We start from the raw sequence: 25006 nt of genomic DNA, 5'->3' as shown, positions 1-25006 counted from the left end.
CGTGAGCTTGGCCCGCCTCGCCGCGGGCCTTGTCATTTGGTGAGGGCGGCGATGACCCGCGGCCGTCCGGCGAAGTCACGCACGATCCGGCACTCGCCGTAGCGGTCATCGGTCGTAAGCAGCGCGAGCGCCTCGTCGGCGCGGGCCGCGGCGACCTCGATCGCGAGTAGGCCGCCGGTCCGCAGGCGATCGGCGGCCCGGGCGACGAGCGGACGGACGAGGTCGAGCCCGTCGGCGCCGCCGCGGAGGGCGTGCGTCGGCTCGTGGCCCTTGACGTTGGGCGCGACCGCATCCCACTCGTCGTCGGGGATGTAGGGCGGGTTGGCAACGATGGCGTCGTAGGGCTCGCCGTCTGGCAGGGCGGCGAGCAGGTCGCCTTCGAACACGGAAATGCAATCGGTGAGGTTCGTGCGTTCGAAGTTCTCGTGTGCGAGGGCCAGTGCTTCGGCGTCGATGTCGCACGCATGCACGGTTGCGGTGGAAGCCTGGCTGGCGATCGCGATGGCGACGCAGCCGCTACCGGTGCAGACATCGGCGACCAGCGGCGCACGTCCCTCGATGGCCTTGATCACAGCGACGGCCTCGTCGACGAGGGTCTGCGTCTCGGGCCTGGGGATGAGTGCCCGCTTGTCGGCCTTGAGCGAGATGCCGTAGAAGCTGGCCTCGCCCACGAGGTATTGGACGGGTTCGTGGTTCAGGGCGCGCTTGGCGAGATCGCGCAGCCGCGTGAGCTCGTCGGGCGTGGCGGGCCGGTCTGCCTCCATGTAGAGCCGCAGCCGCTGGCAGCCTATGACGTGGGCCACGAGCAGCTCGGCGCACAGGCGGGCGTCGTCGATGCCCTTGTCTTTCAGAGCGCCGCGCAGCCAGTCGAGCAGCTTGCGCGTGGTCCAGGCTTCCTTTGCGGCGGTGGTCATGGCTTGGTCCATGTATCGGCGAGGGCGCCGAATACCAGCGTATCGCTCCAGCCGAAGCCCCTCACCCAGCGGTGGGCGCGGAGCGTTGCCTCGAGCTTGTAGCCGGCTTTCTCGGCGACGCGCGCCGACGCCGGGTTGTCGGCCGAGCAGACGATCTCGAGCCGGCGGAGGCCGAATCCGCTCCGATCCTGCGGGCGGAAGCCGACCTCGGTGAGAGCGGCGACGGCCTCGGTGCAGATGCCCGCCCGCTGGCGACCTGGCAGGACCCAATAGCCGATCTCGGCCTGGTGCGTGTCGGGGCGGAAGCTGTGCATGCCGGTTCCACCGACGGGCGATTCGTCGCTGCGATCACAGACCAAGATGAGCAGGTCGCTCGGCAGGTCCTGCTCGGCCTCGCGGATGAACTTCTCGATGGTGTAGTGGGTCTGGGCGACCGTCATGTTCTCGCGCTCCGCCCACTCCATCCACGGCAACAGCTTGGCGCGGTTGTTATCGACCGCCTCGAAGATGGCCGGCACGTCGTCGTGCGTCGAGTGGCGGAGCACGAGCCGCTCGGTCTCGATCGGCAGCGGCCAGGGCCGCGGCCGCGTCCAGGGTGGGGGCGTGTCCATCACTTCCCCTCGTACCAGTTGCTGGCCACGCTCGCCTCGACCACCAGCGGCACGCGGAGGTCCATGGCGCTCTGCATGCGATCGACGATGAGCTGCTTGGCCTCGTCGGCCGTCTTCTTGTCGGCCTCGAAGACGAGCTCGTCGTGGATCTGCAGCAGCATGAGCACGCCCTCGACCTCGGGCTTCTTACCGTCGCGCCGGTGTGCGGCGTGGGGGCTGAGTCGCGCGTGCAGGTCGACCATCGCCAGCTTGATGAGGTCGGCCGCCGAGCCCTGGACGACCGAGTTGATGGCCATGCGTTCGGCCAGGGAGCGTCTTGAAGGGTTTTTGGCGTCGATCTCGGTGATGGGGCGGCGGCGCTTGAGCATCGTCTCGACGTAGCCCTGGCTGCGGGCCTGGTCGATGCACTCCTCGAGGAAGGTCGTGATGCCGGCGAACTTCTTCTTGTAGCCTTCGATGATTTCGCCGGCCTCGGTGTTGCCGATGCCCAAGCGCCGTCCCAGGCCGTAGGCGGTGACGCCGTAGATGATGCCGAAGTTGACCATCTTGGCGCCGTCGCGCTGCTCGCGCGTGACGTCCTTGGGCTCCACGCCGTGGATCTGGGCCGCGACGGCGCGGTGGATGTCCTCGCCCGCCTCGAAGGCGGCGATGAGGGCTGGGTCCTTCGACAGGTGCGCGAGGATCCGCAGCTCGATCTGCGAGTAGTCGCCCGCGATGAGCACGCGGCCACGCGGCGCGACGAAGGCCTTTCGGATCTCCCGGCCGATCTCGGTGCGGATGGGGATGTTCTGGAGGTTCGGATCGCTCGAGCTCAGGCGACCCGTGGCGGCGACGGTCTGGTTGAAGCTCGCGTGGATGCGCTTCGTGTCGGGGTTGATCTCCTCGCGCAGGCTCACGAGGTAGGTGTTCACGAGCTTCGTGAGCTGGCGGTACTCGAGGATGAGCTGCGGCAGCGGGCTCTCGATCGTCGTGTCCTGGGCGAGCTTCTCGAGCACCTCGGCGTCGGTCGAGGGGCCGGTCTTGCCGCGCTTGAGCGGCTTGATGCCCAGGCCCGGGTCGGCCGCGTCGGGCTTGTTGAAGAGGATGCCGGCGAGCTGCTTCGGTGAATCGGGCTCGAACGTACGCCCGCAGGTGGCCATCGCCTCGTCCTGGATCTGGTCCTTCAGCTCGGCGATGCGGTCGCTCAGTCGCGCTTCCTGCTTCTCCAATTCCTTGGGGTCGACGCGGATGCCGTTCCATTCGAGCTCGGCCAAGACGTCGATGAGCGGGACCTCGACGTCGTGGTTGAGGTCATCAAGGTTCATTTCCTTGATCTGCGGGGCCAAGATGCCGTGGAGCTGGAGCGAGACGTCGGCGTCCTCGGCGGCGTAGGGCGCCGCCTGGTCGAGCGGGACCTCGTCGAAGCGCTTCTGCTTCTTGCCCGTGCCGATGAGGGTCTTGATCGAGATGTTCTCGCGGCCGAGCAGCGCGAGCGAGAGCGCGTCCATGCTGTGCGAGGAGCGCGAGGCATCGATGAGGTAGCTGCCCACCATGGTGTCGAACGCAACGCCGGCGAGCTCGACGCCCGCCCGCCGGAGCACGAGCAGGTCGTACTTCAGGTTGTGCCCGGTCTTGGCCATCGTGGCGTCTTCGAGGATGGGCGTGAGCGCCTCAAGCACCGTCGCCTCGTTGAGGTGGGCGTCGGGCTCGGGCGAGCGCACGGGCACGTACCAGGCCTTGCCCGCCTCGGTCGAGAAGCTCAGGCCGCAGAGGTCGGCCAGCATGGGCCGCAGCGACGTGGTCTCGGTGTCGATCGCGACGAGCTTGGCCTTCTTCAGGGCACTCGATAGCTTGTTGAGTTCGACCTTGGTCGTGACGACTTCGTATTCACCGTCGGCCGCGTCGGGGGCGTCGTCGCTCTTGGCGTCGAACAGCCCGCCCTGCCCGGCGTCGGCCTTCGACGCCTTCGAGGCCGTCCTGGCGGTCGGCGGCTTGGGCTCGATCTCCGCCGCGGCCTCGGCGTCTTCGCCCAGGAGCTGCTTGAGCTCGTCCTGGTATCGGTTGAAGCCCAGCTCCTTGAGGATGGGCATGAGGGCGGCCGGGTCGAGGCGGTCGAAGGCGGCGCGCCCGAGGTCGAAGTCGACGTCGACGTCGTCGATGAGCGAGACGAGCCTCTTGCTGCGATCCAGGATGCCGTCGGCCTCACGGATGCGCTCGCCCCGCTTGCCCTTGATCTTGTCGGCGTTCTCGAGCAGATTTTCGAGCGTGCCCCACTCGGCGATGAGCTTGGCGGCGGTCTTGGGGCCCACGCCCTCGACGCCGGGGATGTTGTCGACGGTGTCGCCCGCCAGTGCCAGCACGTCGCGCCACTGCTGGGGCGTCACGTTGAACTCGTCCATGAGACCTTGGGCGGTGATCAATTCGTCGTTGTGGACGTCGTAGAGCTCGAAGGCAGCCCGCGTGCCGTCGTTGGCGGGATGCAGGAGCTGCTTGAGGTCCTTGTCCTTGCTGACCACGCGGATGTTGGCCTCGCTCTCCAACTGCTTGGCGAGCGTGGCGATCACGTCGTCGGCCTCGTACCGCTCGGCCCCGAGAACGGGCACGCCGATAGCTTCGAGGATCGAGATGCACCGCTGGACCTGCTCTGGCAGGTCCTCGGGCGGCGGGGGGCGGTTGGCTTTGTACTGCTTGTCGATCTCGCTGCGCACGGTTTCGGTGTCGCCCGAGACGTCGATGGCGACGGCCAGGTAGTCGGGCCGCTCGCCCACGAGCTTTGCTCCGCCCGCGGCCCCGCGGAGGAGCTTGAGCAGCATGCCGACGAAGCCGAAGGTGAGGTTGGTGGGTTCCTTGGTGACCGGGCTGGTCATGGGTGTACGGATGGCGTGGTAGGCCCGGAAGAACTGGGCGTAGCCGTCCACGAGATAGAGCGTCTTGAAGCTGCTTTTGGCCATGGCCCGCGATGCTATCGGGCCGCCAGCGGCGACGAGAATGCTCGGGGAGGGCTGTCGGTTGGCCTATACTCTCGCCTCAGCGGACGCTTCCGACGCAAACGGACCGACGACCGCACCCGAAGCTCTGGGCATGGCCTGACCGCCGGGATCCAACTTCGGTACGAGTCAGTTGGCCTTTTCTCAGCGTCGCACCCGCGATGGGGCCATTTGATCAATCGATTCCCCAGGCATGCGATGCCCGCATGCCGCGATGCCCGCATTGGGCCGAAAGCAGCGCATTTGTCCAACAGTTCCGTGATCGATTCCCCCGTCCCCTCCGAAGCCCAGAACACCGAGTCTCAAGCCGCCGACACGCCGACCTTCGACGCCCTCGGCCTGGCCGACCCCATCGCCCGGGTGCTCTCCAAGCGCGGGTACGAGACGCCCAGCCCCATCCAGGCGCTGGCCATCCCGGCGGTGCTCGAGGGCCGCGACGTCTTCGGCACCGCCCAGACGGGCACGGGCAAGACGGCTGCGTTCGCGCTGCCCATCCTGCACGACCTCTTCGAGGCCGGGCATCGCGGTGGGAAGGGACGTGGCAAGTACGGTCGCGCCCCGCGCGCCCTGGTGCTGTGCCCCACGCGTGAGCTGGCCGTGCAGATCTTCGACTCGTTCGTCGCCTATGGCCGCAACGTGCCGCTGCGGCACGCCGCGGTGTATGGCGGGGTCAGCCAATTCCGCCAGGAAAAGGCCCTCAAGACGGGCATCGACGTGCTCATCGCGACGCCGGGCCGCCTGATGGACCTGCACCAGCAGGGGCTGGTCGACCTGGGCTCGATCGAAGTGCTCGTGCTCGACGAGGCCGACCGCATGCTCGACATGGGCTTCCTGCCCGACATGCGCCGCATCGCCGCCCTCACGCCCGACGCCCGGCAGACTCTGCTCTTCAGCGCCACCGCCAGCAAGGCCATCAAGGAACTGGCCAATGGCCTCTTGAAGGATCCCGTGCACCTGGAGACCACGCCCGAGTCGACCACCGTCGAGCGCATCGCCCAGCAGGCCTACGTCGTCGACAAGGCCAACAAGGGCAACCTGCTCCGAGCCCTGCTCGGCCGCGACCACGCCGGCAACGCCAAGGTCGGCCGCACGCTGGTCTTCACCAAGACCAAGCACGGCGCCGACCGGCTCGTGAAGCAGCTCGACCGCGCGGGCATCCACGCCAACGCCATCCACGGCAACAAGACCCAGAACGCGCGCACCCGGGCGCTCACGGCGTTCAAGAAAGACAGCCGCGGCGTGCTGATCGCTACCGACGTCGCCAGCCGCGGCATCGACGTCAGCGGCATCACGCACGTGATCAACTTCGACATGCCCGCCGACGCGGAGACCTACGTGCACCGCGTGGGCCGTACTGCCCGGGCCGGCGCCTCGGGCGTGGCCATCACCTTCTGCCAGCCCGACGAGGTCGGCGACCTCGCGCACGTCGAGCGCCGCACGAAGGCGAACATCGGCCCGGGTGATGAGCTGCCAGCCGACCTGGGCGGGCTGGCCGAGCCCTACCGCCGGCCGGAGAGGCCGGCGCGCTCGAGCAACAACGGCAACAACACCCGTCGAGGCAACGGCGGCGGACCTCGCTCCAAGAAGCCCGGGCGCCGGCCCAACCCCAACGCGGGTCCCGGCGGCGCTCGCCGCTCGGGCGGACCGCGTCGCGGCCCGAGCAAGGGCTACCGCGGCAGCGCCAAGAACGCCCGCGGCGGTCGCCGGCCCGAGGGCACGCGGCGCTAGCCGACCATCCGCGACAGTGCGCCCGTACCGTCTGCGTGATGGCCGGCGGGGCATCCAACGCGAATCGGCACCGGTTGGTGACCGGGCGGATGGTGGTGGTGAGCCTTGTCGTTGGCTTGGTGCTGGCGGTGGCCAGCGTGCCGTATGGGACGCTGGTGGCCGAGCTCAGGCTGCGCGACCCGCTGTCGAAGTGGGTGGGCGATCGGCTGCCGGGGCCGACGCAGTCGATGGGCGTGTACTGGTTCGTCCGAGAGCCCGCGTCGATGTTCGACCCGCCCAACGAGTACCTGGCGTGGGTTCCGCTGTTCCTCGATTCGTTCAGCGCCACGCCATCGTTCGAGCCCATCGCCGAGAACGTGGTGCCACGTGCCGCCGTCGAGGCGGCCAAGCACGAGGGCGATTGGCTCGACGTGTACTGGTCGGGCTTCCCGTTCCGCGCGGCGGTGGGGTGGTGGAGCTATCCGGGGCCATCGGACAACCTGATCCGCCGCACTGCGCAATCGAGATACGGCCATACGCGCGCGTGGGCCATCCCCCTGCGCCCGATCTGGCCCGGGCTGGCGGGCAACGTGGCGTTCTACATGGCCCTCGTGCTCGTTCCGTTCGTAGGCGTGCGCCTCGTTCGCACACGCCGCCGCCGTGCTCGCGGTCGGTGCGTGGCGTGCAACTACGAGCTTGGTGATGGCATCTCTGTGTGCCCCGAGTGCGGGCTGGGGCGCACGACCGACGCGTGATCCCTAGACCCCATCCCCATACAGCGGGTCTCCCTCGAGCGCCTCGGCGGCGTCGCCGGTCGGCTGGGGCGGGGCGTCGAAGACCATCTTGCGGTGGCCGATGCCCGCTTCCTCGAAGGGCTCGCCCTCGGGAGTCCAGCCCAGCGCCTCGTAGAAGCCGATGGCGCGGTCCTGGGCGTGGCAGTAGAGGCGGGCGAGGCCGAGCTCTCCGAAGGCCCGGGCCTCGGCGGCGACGACCAGGCGGCGGCCGAGACCCTCGCCCTGCCGTTGCGGGTCGACGGCCATCTGCATGACCTTTGCCTGTGTCTGGCCGCCCGCACTGGGCTCCTCGTCGGTCAGGAGCAGCAGGCAACCCACGACCCTGTTGCCGGTCGGGTGGTCCATGACCGCCACGAAGTGCTCGGCTCGGTCGTCGACGCCGGGGTACTCATTGGTGAACTTCGCGTGATCGAAGCCGATGGGGTTGAGCAGGACGCTTTCGCGCAGGGCGACCGAGCTCGGGTAGAGCGGGCTCTTAGGCGTGATGCGTTCGACCCTGATCACGCAGGCAGGATAGGCCGGATGGTGGGGGTGGGGTCGGGTTTACCGCACGCCGCGGCCGCCGGTGATCGCGTGGAACGCCTCGCCCCAGAGTCGCTGCTCGACGCTCTGGCGGGGCGTGGCCAGGCGGGCCGAGCCGTCGAGCATGATCACGGCGGCGGAGCCACCCCCCTTCCCCGACACATGCGAGCGGCCCATGGCATTGATCTCGGTCGGGCTGCGGCTGGTCAGGACCTCGTTGAAGCGAGCGTTGTCGGTGAAGACGTCGTCGGCCTGCGGGTAGGCGAACGGCGAATCGGTCGTGCCCGACGTCGGCTCGCGCTCCGGGCTGCGGCCGGCGGTGACGCCCACGAAGGGCACGATGGGCCGATGGCTCACGATGGTGGGGCCCTGGGCGAGCGCGGCGTAGCCGTCGTCCGCCAACCACTCGGTGACCAGCAGCGTACGGGCGGGATCGATCGCTTCGTCCCTGCGTACCAGCCGCGATCCCGACTGCGGCACGGCGGCCGCGTGCCGGACGGGGCGGTAGTGGCGGTCGGTGCCCGAGTAGGCCAGCGGCTCGGGCGGCATGATCGCGCCGTTGACGCTAAAGGCGAGCCGGTCGACCTGGGCGACGTGGTCTCCGGCGGTCGGCGCGCCGCCGCCCGGGGCGAGGGGGCTCGTGAAGTCGGCCGCGTCTGCGTAGCCGCCGGCGAGCATGACGGCCGAGTAGTGCGTGATCGTGCCGTCGGGGGCCGTGCGGAAGGCCGGCGCGTACACGCCGGCGTCGAAGGCCATCGCCTCGATGCCGGTGGCGACCGAGCGGGCGTTGAACAGCGCCGCATGGCTGCCCGAGTTCGCGCGCGTCAGACCAAGCATGGGCAGCGCCAAGGCGCCGGCCAGGGCGAGCGTTGCAGCGGCGGCGAAGACGTTGGTTGGGGATGCCATGCCCGGGTTCCTTCTCTCTCTCGTCGGTGCCTCTGCCTGCTGAGGAAGCCGATGTTGTCGTGCGCGAGAATCGGCGGCTTGGGCCGAGTACGGTACGCCAGAGACGACGTGGAGCGAGCCGCACGTTCGCGTGCCGCGAGCCACCCGAGAGAGCCACCCAAGACACGGTAGCAATCGCATGCCCAACTCGACCGAAGAACGCATCGCCGCGCTGGAATCCCACGTCCGCGCCCTCACCGAGAAGCTGAACGAGGGCGTCTCGACGCGCACGCTCCGCCTGGTCGACGAGACCGGCGCCGAGCGCGCGGTGCTGACCGCCGATCGCGATGGCCCGACGTTCATCTTCCACGATGGCGCTGGCACGGTGCGCATGAAGCTCTCGCTGTCCGACTCGGGCCCGGGCATGACGCTGGCCGACGACAAGGGCCACACCCGCGCGTGGCTCGGCTTTACCAAGGAAGCCCTGCGTATCGGCTTCGCCGACGACAACGGCAACAGCCGTGCGTTCTTCGGCGTCATGCGGTCGGGCCAGCCCGTGGCGAAGTTCTACGACGAGGCGGGCAACGTGGTGTGGAGCGCGGAGTAGCGGCGCTCCATCAGCCAGGCGCCCGATGCATCGGCTCGCGCCCCTCGAGCACGGCCACCACGTCTTGCACGACCCAGCTCATGTTCAGCCTGGCCGGGGCGGTCGCTGCCGCGATGTGCGGTGCCAGGTGCGCGTTGGGCACGCCCAGTAACGGATAACCGGCGTCCAGCGGCTCGTGCGGATCGTGCACGTCGAGCAGGGCGCGTGCCTTGGGACTCGCCGCGAGCCAGTCGGCAAGGGCGGATGGGTCTATCGCGAGTCCCCTGCTCGTGTTGACCAGGATGCAGTCCGGACGCAGCCGGCGAAGAAAGCCGGCGTTGACGAAGTGGTGGTTGCCTTCGCGCCAGTCGATGTGCACCGAGAGCACTTGCGAGGTCGCCTGGAGCTCTTCGAGGGAGACCGGCTCGCACCCGTGCCGTGCCTCGGCTGGTATGTCCACGACGTCGTGGTATCGAACATGGCAACCCAGCGCCGTGAGCACCTTGCCCACGCGGCTGCCGATGCGGCCGAAGCCCAGGATGCCCACGTCGAGGTCGGCCAGGTGGCACTCGCCCTGCAACTCGTTCCGGGCGTCGTGCCAGGCCTTGCCCTCGAGCGGACCTTCGAGGAAGACGCGCGGTCGGAGCGTGTCCAGCAGTAGGCACAGCACGAACTCGACCACCGCCTGGGTGTTGGCCGCTGGGGTGTGCACGACCTCGATGCCGCGTGCACGACACGCCTGGACGTCGATGTTCTCGAGCGCCACGCCCGCCCGGCCCACGACCCTGAGCTCCGGCGCCCGATCGAGCAGGTCCCGATCGACGCGGGTGTAGGTGCGAACGACCAGGCCGCGCGCTTCGGGCAAGATCTCGAAGAACGCGGGGTCGTCGTGTGGGCAGACGCGCAGGTCGGCGTGCTCGCGGAGCCAGGCCTGCGCGACCGGGTCGAGCGTTTCGGTCTGGATGACAAGCTGTCGTTTGTCCATGTGAGATTCGATCATATCTCAAAATGGGAACGTGCAAGGTGCAACCCGCTCGGGGTCATTCCAATATGAAGAAGTCGGGGAATCCCAGAAAGAATTTTATCATTTCGAGCCCGGTCACCGATATCCGAAGCCGGTAGACGCACGAATTGAGAGAGCGATGACCTGTGTGTTTCCCGGGCAGCGCCGAAGCGGAGCCTGTGAGAATGAACAAGAGCCACCTGGTCGACTATGTTGCCTCAAACTTGGGCGTCACACGCAGCGACGCCACCGTCTACGTCGAGTGCGTACTCGAGGGCATTACCTCTGGTCTGATCGAGGATGGACGAGTCAAGATCACCGGATTCGGCGCCTTTACACGCCGCCACCGCGAGCCACGCAAGGGCACCAACCCGCTGACTGGAGAGCCCATCAGCATCCCCGCGAGCGAGACCTGCGGGTTCAAGGCGTCGCCCGCCTTGCGTGAACGACTGCAGCCGAGCAACTCGGACGAACGTGCGGATTCGGGGCACGCAAGCTCAGGCCGGCGCGGCTCGAACCAGCCAAGCTCGAACCAGCAAAGCCCCAACCACGGCATCGCCAAGCCGCACGGCCCGGGCCACGCGGCCGGCCAGATCGAGCACAAGCAGCGCTCCTCCGCCCGTACCCCGGGCCGATAGCGGGAGGCGGCTCGCCTTCAGGTCGAACGCCAGAGCAAGACGACGGCGTGCGCCTCGATGGCGTTGCCCTCGCCCACCGCGCCGACCTGCTCGCCCGTCTTGCCCTTGAGATTGACGCGCTGGGGCGGCAGCCCGAGCAAGCGGGCAACGCGATCGCGGACTTCGGCCTTGTGTGGCCCGAGCTTCGGGCTTTGCAAGAGCACTGTGAGGTCGACGTTGGCGATTTCCCAGTCGCCGCCACGAACGAGTCGAACGGCCTCGGCAAGAAAGTCGGACGAGTCCCGGCCCTCGTTGGACGGATCGTCGTTGGGGAAGAGCTGGCCGATGTCCGGGAGGCCGGCAGCTCCAAGCAGGGCGTCGGTGAGGGCGTGGAGCAGCGCATCTCCGTCGGAGTGGGCAACCGGCCCCTTGGGCTGGCCGTCTGGCCAGGGGATCGGGTGGCCGCCGACGACGAGCGTCTTGCCGGCGCCGGCGGGCGCGGTGGGTTCGAGGCGGTGCAGGTCGTAGCCGTGGCCGATGCGGAAGGGCGGGTCGCCGACGCGATAATCGGAATTTGTTTGGTTCATCGTGGAGTGGTGGCGCCGCATGCTGTGTTGGAGTGAGCCCGACTGGCGTTCCTGACGATAGAGAGGAGATAGCGTTGGGGCCCGTCATCGGCCCGCGAACCGCCCGCATCGGTCGTCGTAGACCGAGGGGCCCGACCCCCGAAGACCTGCCTCCGGCCCGCATCGGTGGCCGCCACGCTCTTGGAGTTCTCGATGCAGAATCGACCTCGAATCGCCCGTCCCGCTCGCCTGGCTGTCGTCGCCCTCGCCGCCGCTGCGGCTTCGATGGGCGGCTGCATCTACTCGTCCAGCGACAGTCACCCCTATGTCAGCCGAACGTGGAGCCCCAAGACGATCACGCTGGTCGACTCGCGCACGGGCGAGGAGTTGTGGCGATACGACCTGGCCGTGGGCAACAAGATGCGCATCCGCTTCTACGAGGGCGACGAGACGGACCTGATCATGCCCGACGAGATGCGGTGGGAGGTCAAGGACGTCGAGAGCGGCAAGGTCATCGATAGCGACGAATTGCCTTGCCCGCCCGAAGGCGTCCGCCGCATCGACTGGCACGAGCGGCCCGCACCCGAGTACCCCAAGCCCGACGCCCCCCGCGGCGAGCCCGCACCGCTGCCGGCGGAAGCCGAAGCGCCCGAGGGCGACGACGAGGGCTGAGCGAGTCTGGAAGCCCGGGCCCTGGTCCGGGTTTTCTTATGCGCCGACGGGCTCGGCAAAGCGGTCCCGCACCGAGCTCTCACCCTTGCTGTCGCGCTCGTTGACCAGCGCCGCGACGAAGTCTGCAATCGGCAGGGCACCCAGGTCCTTCTGGATGCCGCGAGCACGAATGGAGACGTTGCCGGCCTCGGCGTCGCGCGGGCCGACGACCGCGAGGTACGGGATGCGCATCTCGGCGGCGTTCTTGATCTTCGCCTGGATGCGGCCGTCCGAGTCGTCGACGGTCGCGCGCAGGCCCTCGGCCTTGAGTGCGGCTAGCACTTCCTGGGCGTAGTCGCTGCTCTTCTCGCTGATCGGCAGCACGCGGACCTGTTCGGGGCTGAGCCACAAGGGGAATGCGCCGCCGAAGTGCTCGATGAGCACGCCGATGAAGCGTTCCATGCTGCCGAACGGCGCGCGGTGGATCATGACCGGGCGGTGGGGCTGGTTGTCGGGGCCGATGTAGGTCAGGTCGAAGCGCTCGGGTAGGTTGTAGTCGACCTGCACGGTGCCGAGCTGCCACTCGCGGCCGATCACGTCGCGCACGACGAAGTCGATCTTGGGCCCGTAGAACGCGGCCTCGCCCGGCTCCTCCGTGAAGGGCACGCCGAGCGATTGCGCCGCCTGTCGGCAGGCCTCTTCGGCCTTGTCCCAGTTGGCCGAATCACCGGTGTACTTGCCGCTGTCCGGGTCGCGCAGGCCGACACGCACGCGGTAGTCGTGCATGTCGAGCGCGCCGAAGATGATCTTGACCAGCTCGAGGCAGCCCTGGACCTCTTCGCCGACCTGGTCGGGCGTGCAGAACAAGTGCGCGTCGTCCTGGGTGAAGCCGCGGACGCGGGTCATGCCGTTCAGCTCGCCCGACTGCTCCCAGCGGTACACGGTGCCGAACTCGGCGAGGCGCAGCGGCAGGTCGCGGTAGCTGTGCGGCTGGCTGTCGTAGATCTTGATGTGGTGCGGGCAGTTCATGGGCTTGAGCATGAAGCCCTCGATCTGGCCGACCTTGAGGTTGTTGCTGAGCTGCGCGCAGGTGCAGCCCTCTTCGCTGAGCTGGTGCATGTGCTCGCGATCGACCAGCGGAGGGAACTGGCTGTCGGCGTAGTACGGGAAGTGGCCGCTGGTGCGGTAGAGGTCGAGCTTGCCGATGTGCGGCGTGAACACCTCGTGGTAGCCTTGGCGGGCGAGCTCGGTGCCGATGAACTGCTGGAGCTCGTGGCGGATGGTCGCGCCGGCGGGGGTCCAGAGCACCAGGCCCTGGCCCACGGCCTCGTCGATGTGGAACAGCCCGAGCTTCTTGCCGAGCACGCGGTGGTCGCGGGCCTTGGCCTGCTCGAGGCGGTCGAGGTGCTCGGCCAGCTCCTTCTTGCTGAAGAAGCTGGTGCCGTAGACGCGGGTCAGGCGGTCGCTGTTCTCATCGCCGTGCCAGTAGCTCGACGCGAGCGACATGACCTTGAACGCGCCGATGCGACCGGTGCTGGGCACGTGCGGGCCTCGGCAGAGATCCTCCCAGTCCTTGCCGGGCTCGCCGGTGGCATAGAACGAGAGCTGGAGCGAGCCGGCCTCGTGCGCGCGGTGGGCGTTGTCGAGCTTGTACTTGCTGCCCTCGCGCTGGAGCTTCTCGAGCCCCTCGCTGTACTCCAACTCGTAGCGGGTGAACGGCCGGTCCTCATTCACGATCTTGGCCATCTCGGCCTCGATGGCCTCGAAGTCGCCTTCACGGAGCGGTCGGTCTTCGGGGAAGGCGATGTCGTAGTAGAAGCCGTTGTCCAGCGGCGGGCCGTAGACGAGCATGGCCCCGGGCACCACGCGCTGGATGGCCTCGGCCATGACGTGCGCGGTCGAGTGGCGCAGCAGGAAGAGCGCTCCTTCGTCGGGCTTGCCGTCGCGGGTCTTTTCAGTGAGGATCGCGAGCTCGCAGTCCGACTCGATCGGGGCATTGACGTCGGCCAGTTCGCCGTTGATGCGGGCCCCGACGGCAGCCTTGGCCAATCGCGAGCCGATGCTCTCGGCGACGGCCAGCGGCGTGGTGGGCCCGTCGAAGTCGCGGGTGGAGCCGTCGGGGAGGGTGATCGTCACTGGCTGGCTCATGGCTGTGGTTCCGTGGGTTCGGGCGGGGGGCCTTGCGATGGTTTCAGAGGGTAGCGGGGGCCAAACAAAAACCCGGCCTCGCGGCCGGGCTCGGGATTCGTGTGGGACCACGCCGAGACTAGCCGCAGGAGGCGGTTTGCGTAGTCGTCGTGGTGGTCGTCGTGCGTGCCATGGGCTGAGTATATCGGCTCGATCGCGCGGCGGCTCCAGCCGAGATCAGGGGCATCCGACGAAGAAGGCGTTCTGGAAGCACAAGAAGTCGAACAGGGTCAGGGTTCCGTCGGCGTCGCAATCGGCGCTGGGCAGACCGCGGGCGAAGTCGTTCTGGAAGCACAGCAGGTCAAAGAGCTCTAGCTCGCCGTTGCCGTCGCAGTCGGCGTAGCAGCTTGGCGGGGGCGGGCAGCCGTCGTACTTGGCAATGTTGTTCGCTGCCACGCCGCCTGCCTCGTCGAATCGCCCGCCGACGAAGAGGTCGGGTCCGTCGCCCGAGTCAAACACTTCGAGCGCCTTGGTGTTGCGGTCGGTGCCGTCGGGCATGGGCACCCACGTGGCGCCGTTCCACTTGGCAACGTGCGGCGACGAGGTGCCGCCGGCAGTCGTGAAGGCGCCGGCAGCGAAGAGGGCGGGGCCGGTGCCGTCGTCGAAGACCTGCAGGGCTCGGACGGCTCCGTTGAGACCGGTGCCGAGCGGCGACCAACGGTCACCGTCCCACTTTGCGATGCGGTTGGCCGGCTGGCCGTCGACCTGCGTGAAGATGCCGCCGGCGTAGAGCGCGGGGCCATCGCCATCGTCGAAGACCTCGAGGGCGAAGATCTCGGCGTTCGTCCCGCCGCGCACGCTGGTCCAGATGCTGCCGTTCCATTGGACGATGTGGTTGCCGGCGGCGCCGCGGTCTTCGGTGAAGAGGCCGGCGGCGTAGAGCTTGTCACCCCGGCCGTCGTTGTAGACGATGGCGTCGTACGTGATGCCCACGCCCGGGCCAAGGTCGACCCAGCGCGTGCCGTTCCACTTCGCGCCGCCCTCGAACTCGTACGGCCCCGACCGCGTGAACGAGCCAAGGGCGTGCAGCGCGGGGCCGGTGCCGTCGTCGTACACGACCAAGGCGCCGACGCGCTGGTTGAACCCGAAGCTCATGGGCTCGAAGAAGCGGCCGTCCCAGCGGACCACGCGGGCGGCCGGCGCGCCGCCGGCCTCGGTGAAGCTGCCGCCGATGTACAGGGCCGGCCCCGACCCGTCGTCGAAGACGGTCATCGTCTCGACGTTGCGGTCCACGCCCTGATCGAGGTCACGCCACTGCGTGCCGTCCCATCGGGCGATGTAGTTCGCGGGCATGCCGCCCGCAGTGGTGAAGAATCCTCCCACGTAGAGCTGTGCTCCCGAACCATCATCGAAGACGCCGAAGCTGGCGACCTCCGGAAACGCCGACCCACCGGTGCCCGAGCCCAGGGCCTCCCACTGGGGCGTGCAGGTCTGGGCGGAGGCAATCGCCGCCAAGCAGGTGACCGAGAGCAAGGCAAGTGCTCCCGACGGCCGAGTCCATTGGTGTTGCATGCAGTATCCCTCTCGCATCGCAGACGAACGTCACTCAGGATACTCGCTCTTCGATCTTCGGTTGCACGGGAATGCCCCAAGGGCAGCTCTCAGCCGAGGGTCACTCCAGGTGCGCCACGCCGACGTCTTCGCAGATCATCTCACGCGGGGCCCAGGCCTTGCGGAGTCGTTCCAGGGGTTCGCCGACGGGCTCGCCGGGGTCGTGGAAGGTCGAGTGGTGGATCGGCATGAGGCGGCGGGCGCCCATGCGGTCGGCCATCGCGGCGGCCTGCTCGGGCGTGGCGTGCACGCGGTCCCAGGGTTCGTAGCTATTGCCGATGCCCAGGATCGCGGTGTCGACGGGATTGGTCTCGTCGGCGAGCGCGTCGAAGTGGTGCGTGTGGGCGGTGTCGCCGGCGAAGAGCAGCCTGCGGGAATCGTCCTCGATGACGTATGCGTTGTAGCCGCGGTGCCGGTCGACTAGCCAGCGGGCGCCCCAGTGCTTGCAGGGCCACGCCGTGATGCCGATGCCTTCGAGGTCCTCGGCCTGCTCCCAGCGCAGCTCGACCACCGAGCCGAAGCCGCTGCCGCGGCCGGGCAGCAGCCGACGCGTGTGTCTCGGCACCACGACCGTCGTCGACGGGCGCACCAGCCGCTCGAGCGAGGGCTTGTGCCAGTGGTCCATGTGCGCATGCGTCAGTAGCAACACGTCGACGGGCGGCAGGTCGTCGACGGTCGCCGGGAGCGCGATCGACCGCCGCCGGCCGGTCGGCTTGCCGCGCAGCCCGACGCCCGCGTGCTCGGCGAAGTGGGGGTCGGTCAATATGGTCTGCCCGCCGACGCGCAGCATGCTGGTGGCCTGGCCGAACCAGAACGCGCCGAAGCTCGCGGCCTCCCATTCATCGCGATCCGGCAGGCTGCCGGCCGGTGCCATGGGCTCGTCGGGCGTTCGCAGGCCGGCTCGCTCGGCCACGCGTTCGGCGACGATCGGCCGCCACTGGCGGGCCAGGGCCCGGGCCGCGCGGATGAGCCGCTTGTGTGAGGATTCCCCGTCCATGCTTCTGTAGCGTAATCGCCGTTCCAGCGGGTTTATTGGCGCCCTCGGGCGGCTGCCAGGGGCCGTCGCGGGGCCCTCGTAGGGGATCATCAGGCCCCGCGACCGCATAGACTGAAGGACACGCAAGGCCACCCGCACAGGCTGGCTCTCGCACGGACCCGGGCAATCGATCCGGCGAGCGGGGGCGGCCCATCGGGCGCGGGCGGGCCGACCCGGAGACACCATCATGACCTCCGCCGCCACCAGCACCAGTAGCTCCAAGGTCGTCGATCCGCTCGACCTCATCGATATCGACCACGTCCGCTTCTACGTCGGCAACGCCAAGCAGGCGGCCGTCTTCTACGCCCAGCTCTTCGGCTTCCAGGTCCAGCAGGTCGCCGACCTGACCACCGGCAGCCGCGAGCAGGCCCAGTACCTGCTCACGCAGGGCAACATCCGCCTGCTGCTGACCACGCCGCTAACGCCCGACCACGCGATCAACGACGAGCTGGTCAAGTACGGCGACGGCGTGAAGGACGTGGCCCTCACGGTGGCCGACGCGACGGCCGCCTACGAGCAGGTGCTGCGCAACGGCGGCGAGAGCGCCTACGAGCCGGTGACCTACAGCGACGACACCGGCAGCGTCACCATGGCCGGCATCAAGGCCTACGGCCGGGCCGTGCACAGCTTCGTCAGCCGCGAGGGCGCGTACGCGCTCGACAAGGTCAAGGAGGGCGGCACCTTCCAGCCCGGCTTCCGCGACTTCGGCCCGTTCTCCCTGAACGACTACAACAAGCAGCACCCGTGCGGCCTGCGCTTCGTCGACCACTGCGTGGGCAACGTCGAAGAGGGCAAGATGAACCACTGGGTCAAGTGGTACGAGGACGTCATGGGCTTCGCGATGTTCAAGCACTTCGACGACGCCGACATCTCGACCGAATACTCGGCCCTCATGTCCAAGGTCATGGCCAGCGGCAACAACCTCATCAAGATGCCCATCAACGAGCCCGCCCCGGGCAAGAAGAAGAGCCAGATCCTCGAGTATCTCGAGTGGCACAGCATGACCCCCGGCGTGCAGCACCTTGCCCTGCGCACCGACGATGAGCTCAAGAGCGTGGCCGAGCTGCGCCGCCGCGGCGTCGACTTCCTGAGCCTGCCCGACACCTACTACGAGCTGGTGTGGGACCGCGTCAACACCATGCTCACCGAGAACGGCCACCAGGCGGTGAAGGAAGACCACGAGAAGGTCAAGGACCTGGGCATCCTGGTCGACGCCGACGACGAGGGCTACCTGCTCCAGCTCTTCACCAAGCCGCTCCAGGACCGCCCGACGCTCTTCTTCGAGATCATCAGCCGCCGCGGCTCGCAGAGCTTCGGCAAGGGCAACTTCAAGGCGTTGTTCGAGGCGTTGGAACTGGAGCAGGAGAAGCGGGGGAATCTGTAAGCTTGGCTGCTTCCGGGGGTGCGTGATTGTCAAAAAACAGCGAGCTATGCGAACTGGCGAACCGCGCGCTTGATCTGTTCTGGGACAAGCCGTTTGAGAAGCTGACCGAACCCGAGCAAGTATTCCGCGCGATCTGGGAGCTCGAAGCCGACGTGAACAACGGCGGCTTCGCCCAGTACTACCTGAATTCTTCGGGCGACTCGGCTTGGTTCGCCCCAACGGCCTTGGAACAGATCGGGGCGAAGCAAGCGTCTGAAGTCGTGGCGCAAGCCAACGCGCTGTTTCCATCGAGCAAGCCGCCAGCGGAACGACGCAAGCGGGCAAAGCAACTCGACAAGATCGACGAGGATCTGTTCGAGCCGTTCGATGACCAATTCATGTCGTATCCGGACGACTTGACTGATTTGCTGCACTCGTACGTGTCGAAGCATCGCAGTCAGATTGCTGGTGCTGATCAATTCATCTCAGATCAGGAATAGTGTTCTCTTGTCGTCGGCTACCTTCGCCATCGCAATCCGCTTCAACGCCACCCCCCGCGCCGAGCCCTACGTGCCCGAGCCCGTCCTTAGTGACTACGGCCTCGAGGCCGACCCCGGCGTGCCGGGGCTGTTCGAGGGCCAAGGGCTGCAGCCCGAGCGGCTGGCAGCGTTGCTGGGCGAGTTGGCCGAGTCCGTGCGGTCGCCGGCGGCCGAGGGCGTCGTCGCTTCGGGCCTGCTCGACGACGTGTGGATCAGCATCCGGCGGGACGCCTGACGCCCCGATCGTGGCGAAGGCACGACCATTGACGGCAGCCTCGGGTTCGCGCATCCCCGGATGCGGAGGTCCGCCATGCCAGCCGCATCCGCCGCGATCATCCTGAGCGTCCTTCGCCTGTTCCCGCTGTCGGTCGCGACCCACCCGGGCTCGGGGCTCGAGGTCGCCGCCGACGGGGCCGTGTACGTGGCGGACGTCGGGGCCGAGACGATCTGGCGGATCGCGCCCGACGGCACGATCAGCCCGGCGGTCGTCGACTCGTGGACGCACGAGCTGCAGCTCGAGCCCGACGGCACGCTGGTCTACGAGCGCGAGCACACCGGCTACGAGCAGGCGCCGCAGTCGCTTCGCACGCTCGCGCCCGACGGTGAGCGGACCGTGCTCATCCCCGCGCCGCCCGTGCGGGAGCGATTCGGCAGCAACGCCTTCGCCCGCATGCCCGACGGGTCGGTCGTCTTCGCCCACACCGTGCGCGGCGAGGACGGCAAGTGGCGCGCCATCATCCGCCAGCGGGCCGCCGACGACCACGACGGCTCACGCGTCCGCACCATCGCAGGCGCACTCGGCGGCGAGCTGTACCTGGACGGCTCGGGCGACGAGGCGACCTTCCGCATGATCGTCAACATGCGGCCCATGCCCGACGGCTCGGTGCTGCTGCTCGATCGCGACCGCGTTCGGCGGATCAGCTTCGACGACAACGGCGGCTGCACGGTGACGACGCAGGGCCCGAGCCTGATCGAGCCCAAGCCCGACGATCCGCCCTTCCGCGGAGGCCCGGAGACGACCTGGAATCGGCTCTACGGCCTCGCCCTCGACGCCGACGGCAACGTCCTGGTGACGTATTTCGCCGGACGCCGCGTCGTGCGCATCTCGCCCGAGGGTGAGGTCTCGACCGTGTACACGAGCGACCGCCGCTGGTCGCCCATCGGCGTGGCGATCGGGCCGAAGGGCCGCGTGCACGTCAGCGAGATCAGCGACCGAGGCGGACGCCTGCGGGTGCTGGTGCTCGAAGGGGACGATGCCCGCGTGCTGGCGGCGATTCCGGAAGAGTAGATCTACCTGGTCGCGAAGCCACGTTCGCGCAGGAATTCGATCGTGCTCTCCATGAATCGGGGCTCAACGCGGTCGAACTTCCAGTACATCACATCGGGCCCCGGCGCGTTGAGCGTCCGCGCCATGTCACCGTGTTCGACGCTATGGCCCTGGCCCGGGATGATGACGATGCGATAGTCGGTGTTGCCGGCATCATCGAGCAGTTGTTCGAGCCTGGGCGCGTTGAGATCAATGGGTACGACGTCGTCTTCTTCGCCGAAGACGGCCAGGTACGGCACGTCGTCGAGTTGGCGGAGCATGTCGGTCGGGTCGTACCTGAAGCGACGAAGCCAGACGCGATCGAGTTCCTCGGACGTCTTGGGGAAGTCGTCGGGCCCGAACATGGACTCGAGCCATCCGCCCTGCTCTGCCGTCTCGCGGATCTGCTCGAACTCGTCGAACAACGTCTCGGGTTCGCGCTCGCGATCCATCGCGAGTTCCATCTGACGCATGACGAGTTCGATGTCGGCGTCGCTCAAGCCCAAGCTTCGGCCAATGGCCTCGCCCGCGTCGCGCTGCTGGGCTTCGATGCTCGTCGAGGGCCCGATCCAGGTGATGATGAACGCCGGATTGGGTGTTGCGGGATCTGCTTTCGCGAGTTCGGTGGCGGCTTGTGCGGTCCACGCGCCGGCCGACGTTCCGAGGAAGCCGGTTCGTGAGGCGTCGATGCGGGGTGAGTCGAGAGCCAGCCGATAGGCTGCGAGCGCATCGTCGACGACGGTCTGGAGCGTCGTGGTCTCGCAGTCGACTCCGTCGGCGGACGACCCGCGAGCGTCAAAGACGAGCGACGCCACGCCGTAGCGGGCCAGCTCGCGCGCCCGCCAGCGCTGGGCGAGCCTGGGTCGGCACCCCCTGCCGTGCAGGTGGACGATGCAGGCGTGCGGGCCGTCGCCCTCGGGCAGTACGAGCGTGGCGGCGAGCGGTACGTCCGAACGCACCACCATCGAGCGCTCCTCGACTCGGATCTCCGGCGGCGCGATCGCGCGTTTGACATGTAGAGTGACCGGCGGGTGCGACGACGCGACACTCCCGATCATCTCGCGATAGTCGCCGTCGAGCACGAGCTCTGCCGTGCCGTAGAGCCCGTCGAAGCTGACGCGCGTCGGCCGACCGTCTTCGCCTCTTTCAACCGTCACGGGTTCGGGATCGAGCCAGCCGTAGTAGATCCAATCGGGGAATTGCTGCGAGGCGCGTAGCACGCCGTCGTCGCCGCGCTCGATGCGGAGCTCGGTTGGCAGCACGGAGCCCTGCCGCTGGTACGCGCCGCGCCAATACCCCTCGAGCGAGTCGCGCTGCGCCCAAGCGGGCTGCGCATCCCCGGCTGGCTGGGCGATCGAACGAGGCGCAACCCCGAGCAGCATGCATGCGCACGCGACGCGTCCAACCGCACGCAGCCGCATCGAGCAGTTCGTTCGGTGCATCACGAATCGACCTCCACCTCTCGCCACTTGCCCTCCACGTGCCGCACGATCGTGCCCGTGTAGAGGTACAGCAATTGCTCGGCGATGTTGGCCGCATGCTCGGCGATGGCGTGGGTCGCGGTCGCGATCTCGAGGAGCAGGAACGCGTCGGCGGCGTCGAGCTCGCCCGAACGGAGCTTGGCTTCGCACTCGCGCATGAGAGCCGCCTTGAACGCCTCGACCGCCTCGTCGCTCTGCAGCACGACGCGGGCAAGCCGCTCGTCCCGAGATCCCATCGCCCGCATGGCGTCGCGCACGATGCCGACCACGCTGTTGGTCAGCACGCGGAAGGTGGTGGGGGGCGAGCTGCCCGCGTCGGCCAGCCGCTGGCCTAGCGTGCCGCACGACAGTGCCGCGTCGGCGATGCGTTCCAGCTCGTTGTTGACCTTCACGATCGTCAGCAATCGCCGCAGGTCGGCGTCGGGCAGGCGGTCGTGCCCCTCCGTCGCGTCGGCGAGCAGCTTCACGGCGGACTTCTCGATGGCGACGTCCGCGGCGTCGACCTTCTCCTCGGCGGCCCGCAGCCCGTCCAGGCCGTCCTGCCCGGGGGCGAACAGGTGGTCGAACCCGCCCTCGACCATCTGCAGCACCAGATCGCCCTGCTCGATGATGCGTCCGGCAAGGGCGTCGAGGCGATCGCTGAAGCTGTCGGGCATGGAACGACTCCCAGGGTCGAAGAATGTGGCACCGAGACGAGCCAGGTCGGGGCAAGCGGCAGGGCCGACGGACCGATAGCACAGGGTACGGGCCACCTCGGGGCCTAGCCTGTCCGCAGGCCCGATTTCGACCACGGTGCCGCCCGAAACAGAGGAGCCCTTCCGCCCATGAACGAATTCTGCGTCGACGGCCTCAGCGCTCGATGGATCCTCGACTCTCGCGGCAACCCGACCGTTCGCGTCGCGGTCGAGCTCGCCGGCGGCGCCGTCGGCGTGGCGATGGTTCCCAGCGGCGCGAGCACGGGTGAGCACGAGGCGGTCGAGCTGCGGGACGGCAACGCTTCGGTGTTCGGGGGCAAGGGCGTGAGCGCGGCGGTTGCCAACGTCGCCGACCGGCTCGCGCCGGCCATCATCGGCCTCGACGCCCGAGACCAGGCGGCCCTCGACCACGCCATGCTCGCCGCCGACGGCACGCCCAATAAGGGCAGCGTGGGTGCCAACGCCATCCTGGGCGTCTCGCTCGGTGCAGCCCACGCCGTGGCGGCCGAGGCCGGGCTCCCGCTCTATCGGAGCGTGGGCGGCGCGGCCGGCCGGACGCTGCCGGTGCCGATGCTCAACGTCATCAACGGCGGCAAGCACGCCGACAACAACCTCGACTTCCAGGAGTTCATGGTCCAGCCCTGGGGCTTCGACGACTTCGAGACCGCGCTGCGTGCCGGCGTGGAGATCTACCACGCCCTGCGCGGCCTGCTGCACGAGGCCGGCCTGAGCACTGCCGTCGGCGACGAGGGCGGCTTCGCGCCCGACTTCAGGAGCGCCGAAGAGGCGCTGCAGTTCCTTGAGAAGGCCACGAAGAAGGCGGGCTACGGCTGGGGGACGCAGATCTTCGTCGCCCTCGATCCTGCCGCGAGCGAGCTGGCCAACGAGGCGAAGAAGGACAAGAAGGACGGCTACAAGCGCTTCAAGAGCGACCAGGCGGTCATCTCCAGCGACGAGCTCATCGACACCTGGGCCGGCTGGTGCGACAACTACCCCGTCCGCTCCATCGAGGACGGCCTCGACGAGCACGACTGGGCCGGCTGGAAGAAGCTGACCGATCGCCTCGGTGATCGCGTCCAACTGGTCGGCGACGACCTCTTCGTCACCAACATCAAGTTCTTGCAACGCGGTTTAGACGAAGGCTGCGCCAACGCAATCCTCGTCAAGCCCAACCAGATCGGTACGCTCAGCGAGACGCTGGAAGCCGTCGATCTGGCCCGCCGCAACGGTTACGGCGCGGTCATGAGCCACCGCAGCGGCGAGACCGAGGACAGCACCATCGCCGACCTGGCCGTGGCAACGAACTGCGGCCAGATCAAGACGGGCGCGCCCTGCCGCAGCGACCGCAACGCCAAGTACAACCGCCTGCTCGTCATCGCTCAAGAGCTCGGCAGCAGCGCCCTCTTCGGCGGAAGTGCCTGAGTGAGCAACACCGACACCACGCCGACGCCGATCGAGACGCGCGTGCTCTATGAAGGCGCCAAGTTCAACGTCGAGCTGCTGACGCTGCCCGGGCGAGGCGGCGGCGCGCGGGAGATGGCCGTCGTGCGCCACCCCGGCGCGTGCGCCATCCTGCCGATCTTGCACGAGCCCACCGAGCAGGAATGTGCCACGCTGGTCATGATCCGCAACCAGCGGCCGGCCGTGGGGGGCACGCTCTGGGAGATCCCCGCCGGCACGATCGACCCGGGCGAAGCGCCGCTGCCCTGCGCACGGCGTGAGCTGATCGAAGAAACCGGCTACGAGGCTGCAACACTCGAGCCGTTCGGGCGGTTCTATACCACGCCGGGCATGACCGACGAGGTGATGCACGTCTTCGTCGCCCGCGGCCTGACCCACGTGGGCCAGGACCTGGACGACGGCGAGCATATCGAGGTGCACGAGGTGAGGGCCGACGAGGCGTTGGCGATGATCGACGACGGGAGATTGCAGGACGCCAAGAGCGTCATCCCCATCCTGCGGGCCCAGGCCGCGGGCCTGCTGGGAGTGCGCGTGTGAGCGAGCACTGGCGGGGATCTGGCCCGCGCGGCTGGCTCGGCCGCGTCTTCGGAGACGGCGACAACCCGATGCGCTGGGCGGTGCCGCTATATCGCCTCTGGGGCATCACCGTCAAGCTCCACCTCATCTTCATCCTCTTCGTCCTCATCAGGCTGATCACGGCCGGCAGCCCAAACTCGCTGGGTTTCATCTACACGGCCATCATGCTGACGGTCGTGTTCGGCCTGGTGCTCTTGCACGAGTACGGCCACTGCTTCGCCTGCCGATGGGTGAAGGGCGAGGCCGACGAGATCATGCTGTGGCCGCTGGGCGGGCTTGCCTACTGCCGTCCACCGCACCAGTGGAAGGCCGAGCTCATCACGGTGCTCGGCGGGCCCGGCGTAAACGCCGTGCTGCTCGTGCCGCTGGGCATCGCGTCGATGCTGGTCAACGACGGCTGGCAGTACGCGGTGTTCAACCCGTTCCAACCGCCCTGGCCGCGGACGGGCCTGTTCGAGCTCACGGTCTTCACGCTGCACTTCATCAATCTGGTGCTGCTGCTGTTCAACATGCTGGTGCCCATGTACCCGATGGACTCGGGCCGCATCGTGCAGTGCCTGATGTGGCGCAAGATCGGCTATGAGAAGAGCCTGTGGATCTCCTGCAACATCGGCGTGGGCGCGGCCATCGCGCTCGCGGTCGTCGCCTTCGCCGCCGACCAGATGCTGCTGCTAGGCATCGCGCTCTTCGGCGGGTTTACCTGCTGGCAGCAGAAGCAGGGCCTCAAGATGATGGGCTTCGAGCCCCAGTACGCCGCGGCCTACGAGGCGGCCGAGCAGAGCCAGAAGCGCAAGGGTCCGACGCGCTCGCAGCTCTCGGCCATCAAGAAGCGGCAAGAAGAGGAAGCCCGCGTCGAGAAGCTGCTGGCCAAGATCGCACAGCAGGGCATGGCCTCGCTCACGCCGCGCGAACGAAAGTTCCTCGACCGCGTATCCCAGAAGAAGCGGCAGGGCCGGGCCGGCTAGGCGATAGGATGTCGGCCGGATCCC

At 68.2% G+C, this 25006-nt stretch carries 24 protein-coding genes; 12 read left to right on the top strand and 12 right to left on the bottom strand.

Features of this window, described 5'->3' with window-relative positions; genetic code table 11:
* Nucleotides 1-32: 32 nt before the first annotated feature.
* Genes prmC through polA form a run of 3 tightly spaced genes read right to left on the bottom strand, consistent with a single transcriptional unit; the run spans nucleotide 33 to nucleotide 4455 of the window.
* On the bottom strand, nucleotides 33-914 hold the full coding sequence (gene prmC, locus RIA68_05685; protein MEQ8316928.1) for a peptide chain release factor N(5)-glutamine methyltransferase: 882 nt from the start codon (nucleotides 912-914) through the stop codon (nucleotides 33-35).
* A complete protein-coding gene (locus RIA68_05680) occupies nucleotides 911-1525 on the bottom strand; it encodes a GNAT family protein (protein ID MEQ8316927.1) in 615 nt (204 codons plus the stop codon). The genes prmC and RIA68_05680 overlap by 4 nt, the downstream gene beginning before the upstream one ends.
* Complete coding sequence (polA, locus tag RIA68_05675; GenBank protein MEQ8316926.1) at nucleotides 1525-4455, bottom strand: DNA polymerase I; 2931 nt, start codon at nucleotides 4453-4455, stop codon at nucleotides 1525-1527. The genes RIA68_05680 and polA overlap by 1 nt, the downstream gene beginning before the upstream one ends.
* 294 nt (nucleotides 4456-4749) lie before the next feature.
* Here polA and RIA68_05670 point away from each other — a divergent pair, with 294 nt between their 5' ends.
* Together RIA68_05670 and RIA68_05665 are read left to right on the top strand one after the other, a co-directional pair.
* Complete coding sequence (locus tag RIA68_05670) at nucleotides 4750-6219, top strand: DEAD/DEAH box helicase (protein MEQ8316925.1); 1470 nt, start codon at nucleotides 4750-4752, stop codon at nucleotides 6217-6219.
* A gap of 38 nt (nucleotides 6220-6257) precedes the next feature.
* Entirely contained in the window at nucleotides 6258-6953 is a 696-nt protein-coding gene (locus RIA68_05665) for a hypothetical protein (GenBank protein ID MEQ8316924.1), read from the top strand.
* 3 nt (nucleotides 6954-6956) lie between these two features.
* Here RIA68_05665 and RIA68_05660 read toward each other — a convergent pair whose 3' ends face one another.
* Together RIA68_05660 and RIA68_05655 are read right to left on the bottom strand one after the other, a co-directional pair.
* Nucleotides 6957-7496 (bottom strand): GNAT family N-acetyltransferase, encoded by a 540-nt coding sequence (locus RIA68_05660; GenBank protein ID MEQ8316923.1) that lies wholly within the window; start codon nucleotides 7494-7496, stop codon nucleotides 6957-6959.
* 39 nt (nucleotides 7497-7535) lie between these two features.
* On the bottom strand, nucleotides 7536-8420 hold the full coding sequence (locus tag RIA68_05655; protein MEQ8316922.1) for a hypothetical protein: 885 nt from the start codon (nucleotides 8418-8420) through the stop codon (nucleotides 7536-7538).
* A 178-nt stretch (nucleotides 8421-8598) separates the two neighbouring features.
* On the opposite strand from RIA68_05655, the gene RIA68_05650 reads away from it, so the two are divergent.
* Nucleotides 8599-9006: a hypothetical protein gene (locus RIA68_05650; GenBank protein ID MEQ8316921.1), complete on the top strand. Its 408-nt coding sequence runs from the start codon at nucleotides 8599-8601 to the stop codon at nucleotides 9004-9006.
* 10 nt (nucleotides 9007-9016) lie between these two features.
* Here RIA68_05650 and RIA68_05645 read toward each other — a convergent pair whose 3' ends face one another.
* On the bottom strand, nucleotides 9017-9970 hold the full coding sequence (locus RIA68_05645) for an NAD(P)-dependent oxidoreductase (GenBank protein MEQ8316920.1): 954 nt from the start codon (nucleotides 9968-9970) through the stop codon (nucleotides 9017-9019).
* Nucleotides 9971-10173: 203 nt separating this feature from the next.
* On the opposite strand from RIA68_05645, the gene RIA68_05640 reads away from it, so the two are divergent.
* Nucleotides 10174-10626: an HU family DNA-binding protein gene (locus tag RIA68_05640; protein MEQ8316919.1), complete on the top strand. Its 453-nt coding sequence runs from the start codon at nucleotides 10174-10176 to the stop codon at nucleotides 10624-10626.
* A 17-nt stretch (nucleotides 10627-10643) separates the two neighbouring features.
* Here RIA68_05640 and ispF read toward each other — a convergent pair whose 3' ends face one another.
* Nucleotides 10644-11192 (bottom strand): 2-C-methyl-D-erythritol 2,4-cyclodiphosphate synthase, encoded by a 549-nt coding sequence (ispF, locus tag RIA68_05635; GenBank protein MEQ8316918.1) that lies wholly within the window; start codon nucleotides 11190-11192, stop codon nucleotides 10644-10646.
* A gap of 192 nt (nucleotides 11193-11384) precedes the next feature.
* On the opposite strand from ispF, the gene RIA68_05630 reads away from it, so the two are divergent.
* Nucleotides 11385-11843, top strand: coding sequence for a hypothetical protein (locus RIA68_05630; protein ID MEQ8316917.1), 459 nt, complete (start codon nucleotides 11385-11387; stop codon nucleotides 11841-11843).
* 36 nt (nucleotides 11844-11879) lie between these two features.
* Here RIA68_05630 and thrS read toward each other — a convergent pair whose 3' ends face one another.
* From thrS to RIA68_05615, 3 genes are all read right to left on the bottom strand, one after another.
* A complete protein-coding gene (thrS, locus tag RIA68_05625; GenBank protein MEQ8316916.1) occupies nucleotides 11880-13970 on the bottom strand; it encodes a threonine--tRNA ligase in 2091 nt (696 codons plus the stop codon).
* Between the two features lie 216 nt (nucleotides 13971-14186).
* On the bottom strand, nucleotides 14187-15521 hold the full coding sequence (locus RIA68_05620) for a hypothetical protein (protein MEQ8316915.1): 1335 nt from the start codon (nucleotides 15519-15521) through the stop codon (nucleotides 14187-14189).
* A gap of 100 nt (nucleotides 15522-15621) precedes the next feature.
* Nucleotides 15622-16557, bottom strand: coding sequence for an MBL fold metallo-hydrolase (locus RIA68_05615; GenBank protein ID MEQ8316914.1), 936 nt, complete (start codon nucleotides 16555-16557; stop codon nucleotides 15622-15624).
* Between the two features lie 226 nt (nucleotides 16558-16783).
* Between RIA68_05615 and hppD the strand changes: the two genes are divergently transcribed.
* The 4 genes from hppD (at nucleotide 16784) to RIA68_05595 (ending at nucleotide 19786) form a co-directional block, all read left to right on the top strand.
* Nucleotides 16784-17980: a 4-hydroxyphenylpyruvate dioxygenase gene (gene hppD, locus RIA68_05610; GenBank protein MEQ8316913.1), complete on the top strand. Its 1197-nt coding sequence runs from the start codon at nucleotides 16784-16786 to the stop codon at nucleotides 17978-17980.
* Between the two features lie 26 nt (nucleotides 17981-18006).
* The gene (locus tag RIA68_05605) at nucleotides 18007-18459 is read left to right on the top strand and encodes a DMP19 family protein (GenBank protein MEQ8316912.1); all 453 of its coding nucleotides are present in this window, start codon (nucleotides 18007-18009) and stop codon (nucleotides 18457-18459) included.
* Nucleotides 18460-18466: 7 nt separating this feature from the next.
* Complete coding sequence (locus RIA68_05600) at nucleotides 18467-18733, top strand: hypothetical protein (GenBank protein ID MEQ8316911.1); 267 nt, start codon at nucleotides 18467-18469, stop codon at nucleotides 18731-18733.
* A 75-nt stretch (nucleotides 18734-18808) separates the two neighbouring features.
* Complete coding sequence (locus RIA68_05595; GenBank protein MEQ8316910.1) at nucleotides 18809-19786, top strand: hypothetical protein; 978 nt, start codon at nucleotides 18809-18811, stop codon at nucleotides 19784-19786.
* A 2-nt stretch (nucleotides 19787-19788) separates the two neighbouring features.
* On the opposite strand, the gene RIA68_05590 is transcribed toward RIA68_05595, so the two are convergent.
* Together RIA68_05590 and RIA68_05585 are read right to left on the bottom strand one after the other, a co-directional pair.
* The gene (locus RIA68_05590; GenBank protein MEQ8316909.1) at nucleotides 19789-21249 is read right to left on the bottom strand and encodes an alpha/beta fold hydrolase; all 1461 of its coding nucleotides are present in this window, start codon (nucleotides 21247-21249) and stop codon (nucleotides 19789-19791) included.
* Nucleotides 21246-21941 (bottom strand): PhoU domain-containing protein, encoded by a 696-nt coding sequence (locus RIA68_05585; protein MEQ8316908.1) that lies wholly within the window; start codon nucleotides 21939-21941, stop codon nucleotides 21246-21248. Before RIA68_05585 ends, RIA68_05590 begins: the two co-directional genes overlap by 4 nt.
* Nucleotides 21942-22109: 168 nt before the next feature.
* On the opposite strand from RIA68_05585, the gene eno reads away from it, so the two are divergent.
* The 3 genes from eno to RIA68_05570 are packed head-to-tail and all read left to right on the top strand — an operon-like array spanning nucleotide 22110 to nucleotide 24982.
* Nucleotides 22110-23402, top strand: coding sequence for a phosphopyruvate hydratase (eno, locus tag RIA68_05580; GenBank protein MEQ8316907.1), 1293 nt, complete (start codon nucleotides 22110-22112; stop codon nucleotides 23400-23402).
* Entirely contained in the window at nucleotides 23403-23978 is a 576-nt protein-coding gene (locus RIA68_05575; protein MEQ8316906.1) for an NUDIX hydrolase, read from the top strand. It begins immediately after the preceding gene.
* Nucleotides 23975-24982 (top strand): hypothetical protein, encoded by a 1008-nt coding sequence (locus tag RIA68_05570; protein MEQ8316905.1) that lies wholly within the window; start codon nucleotides 23975-23977, stop codon nucleotides 24980-24982. Before RIA68_05575 ends, RIA68_05570 begins: the two co-directional genes overlap by 4 nt.
* Nucleotides 24983-25006: the final 24 nt, after the last annotated feature.

The sequence above is a fragment of the Phycisphaerales bacterium genome (assembly GCA_040217175.1).
Lineage (GTDB): Bacteria > Planctomycetota > Phycisphaerae > Phycisphaerales > UBA1924 > JAHCJI01.
The sequence above is the reverse complement of the archived record's forward strand: the minus strand, read 5'-3'. Positions and strand labels throughout refer to the sequence as shown.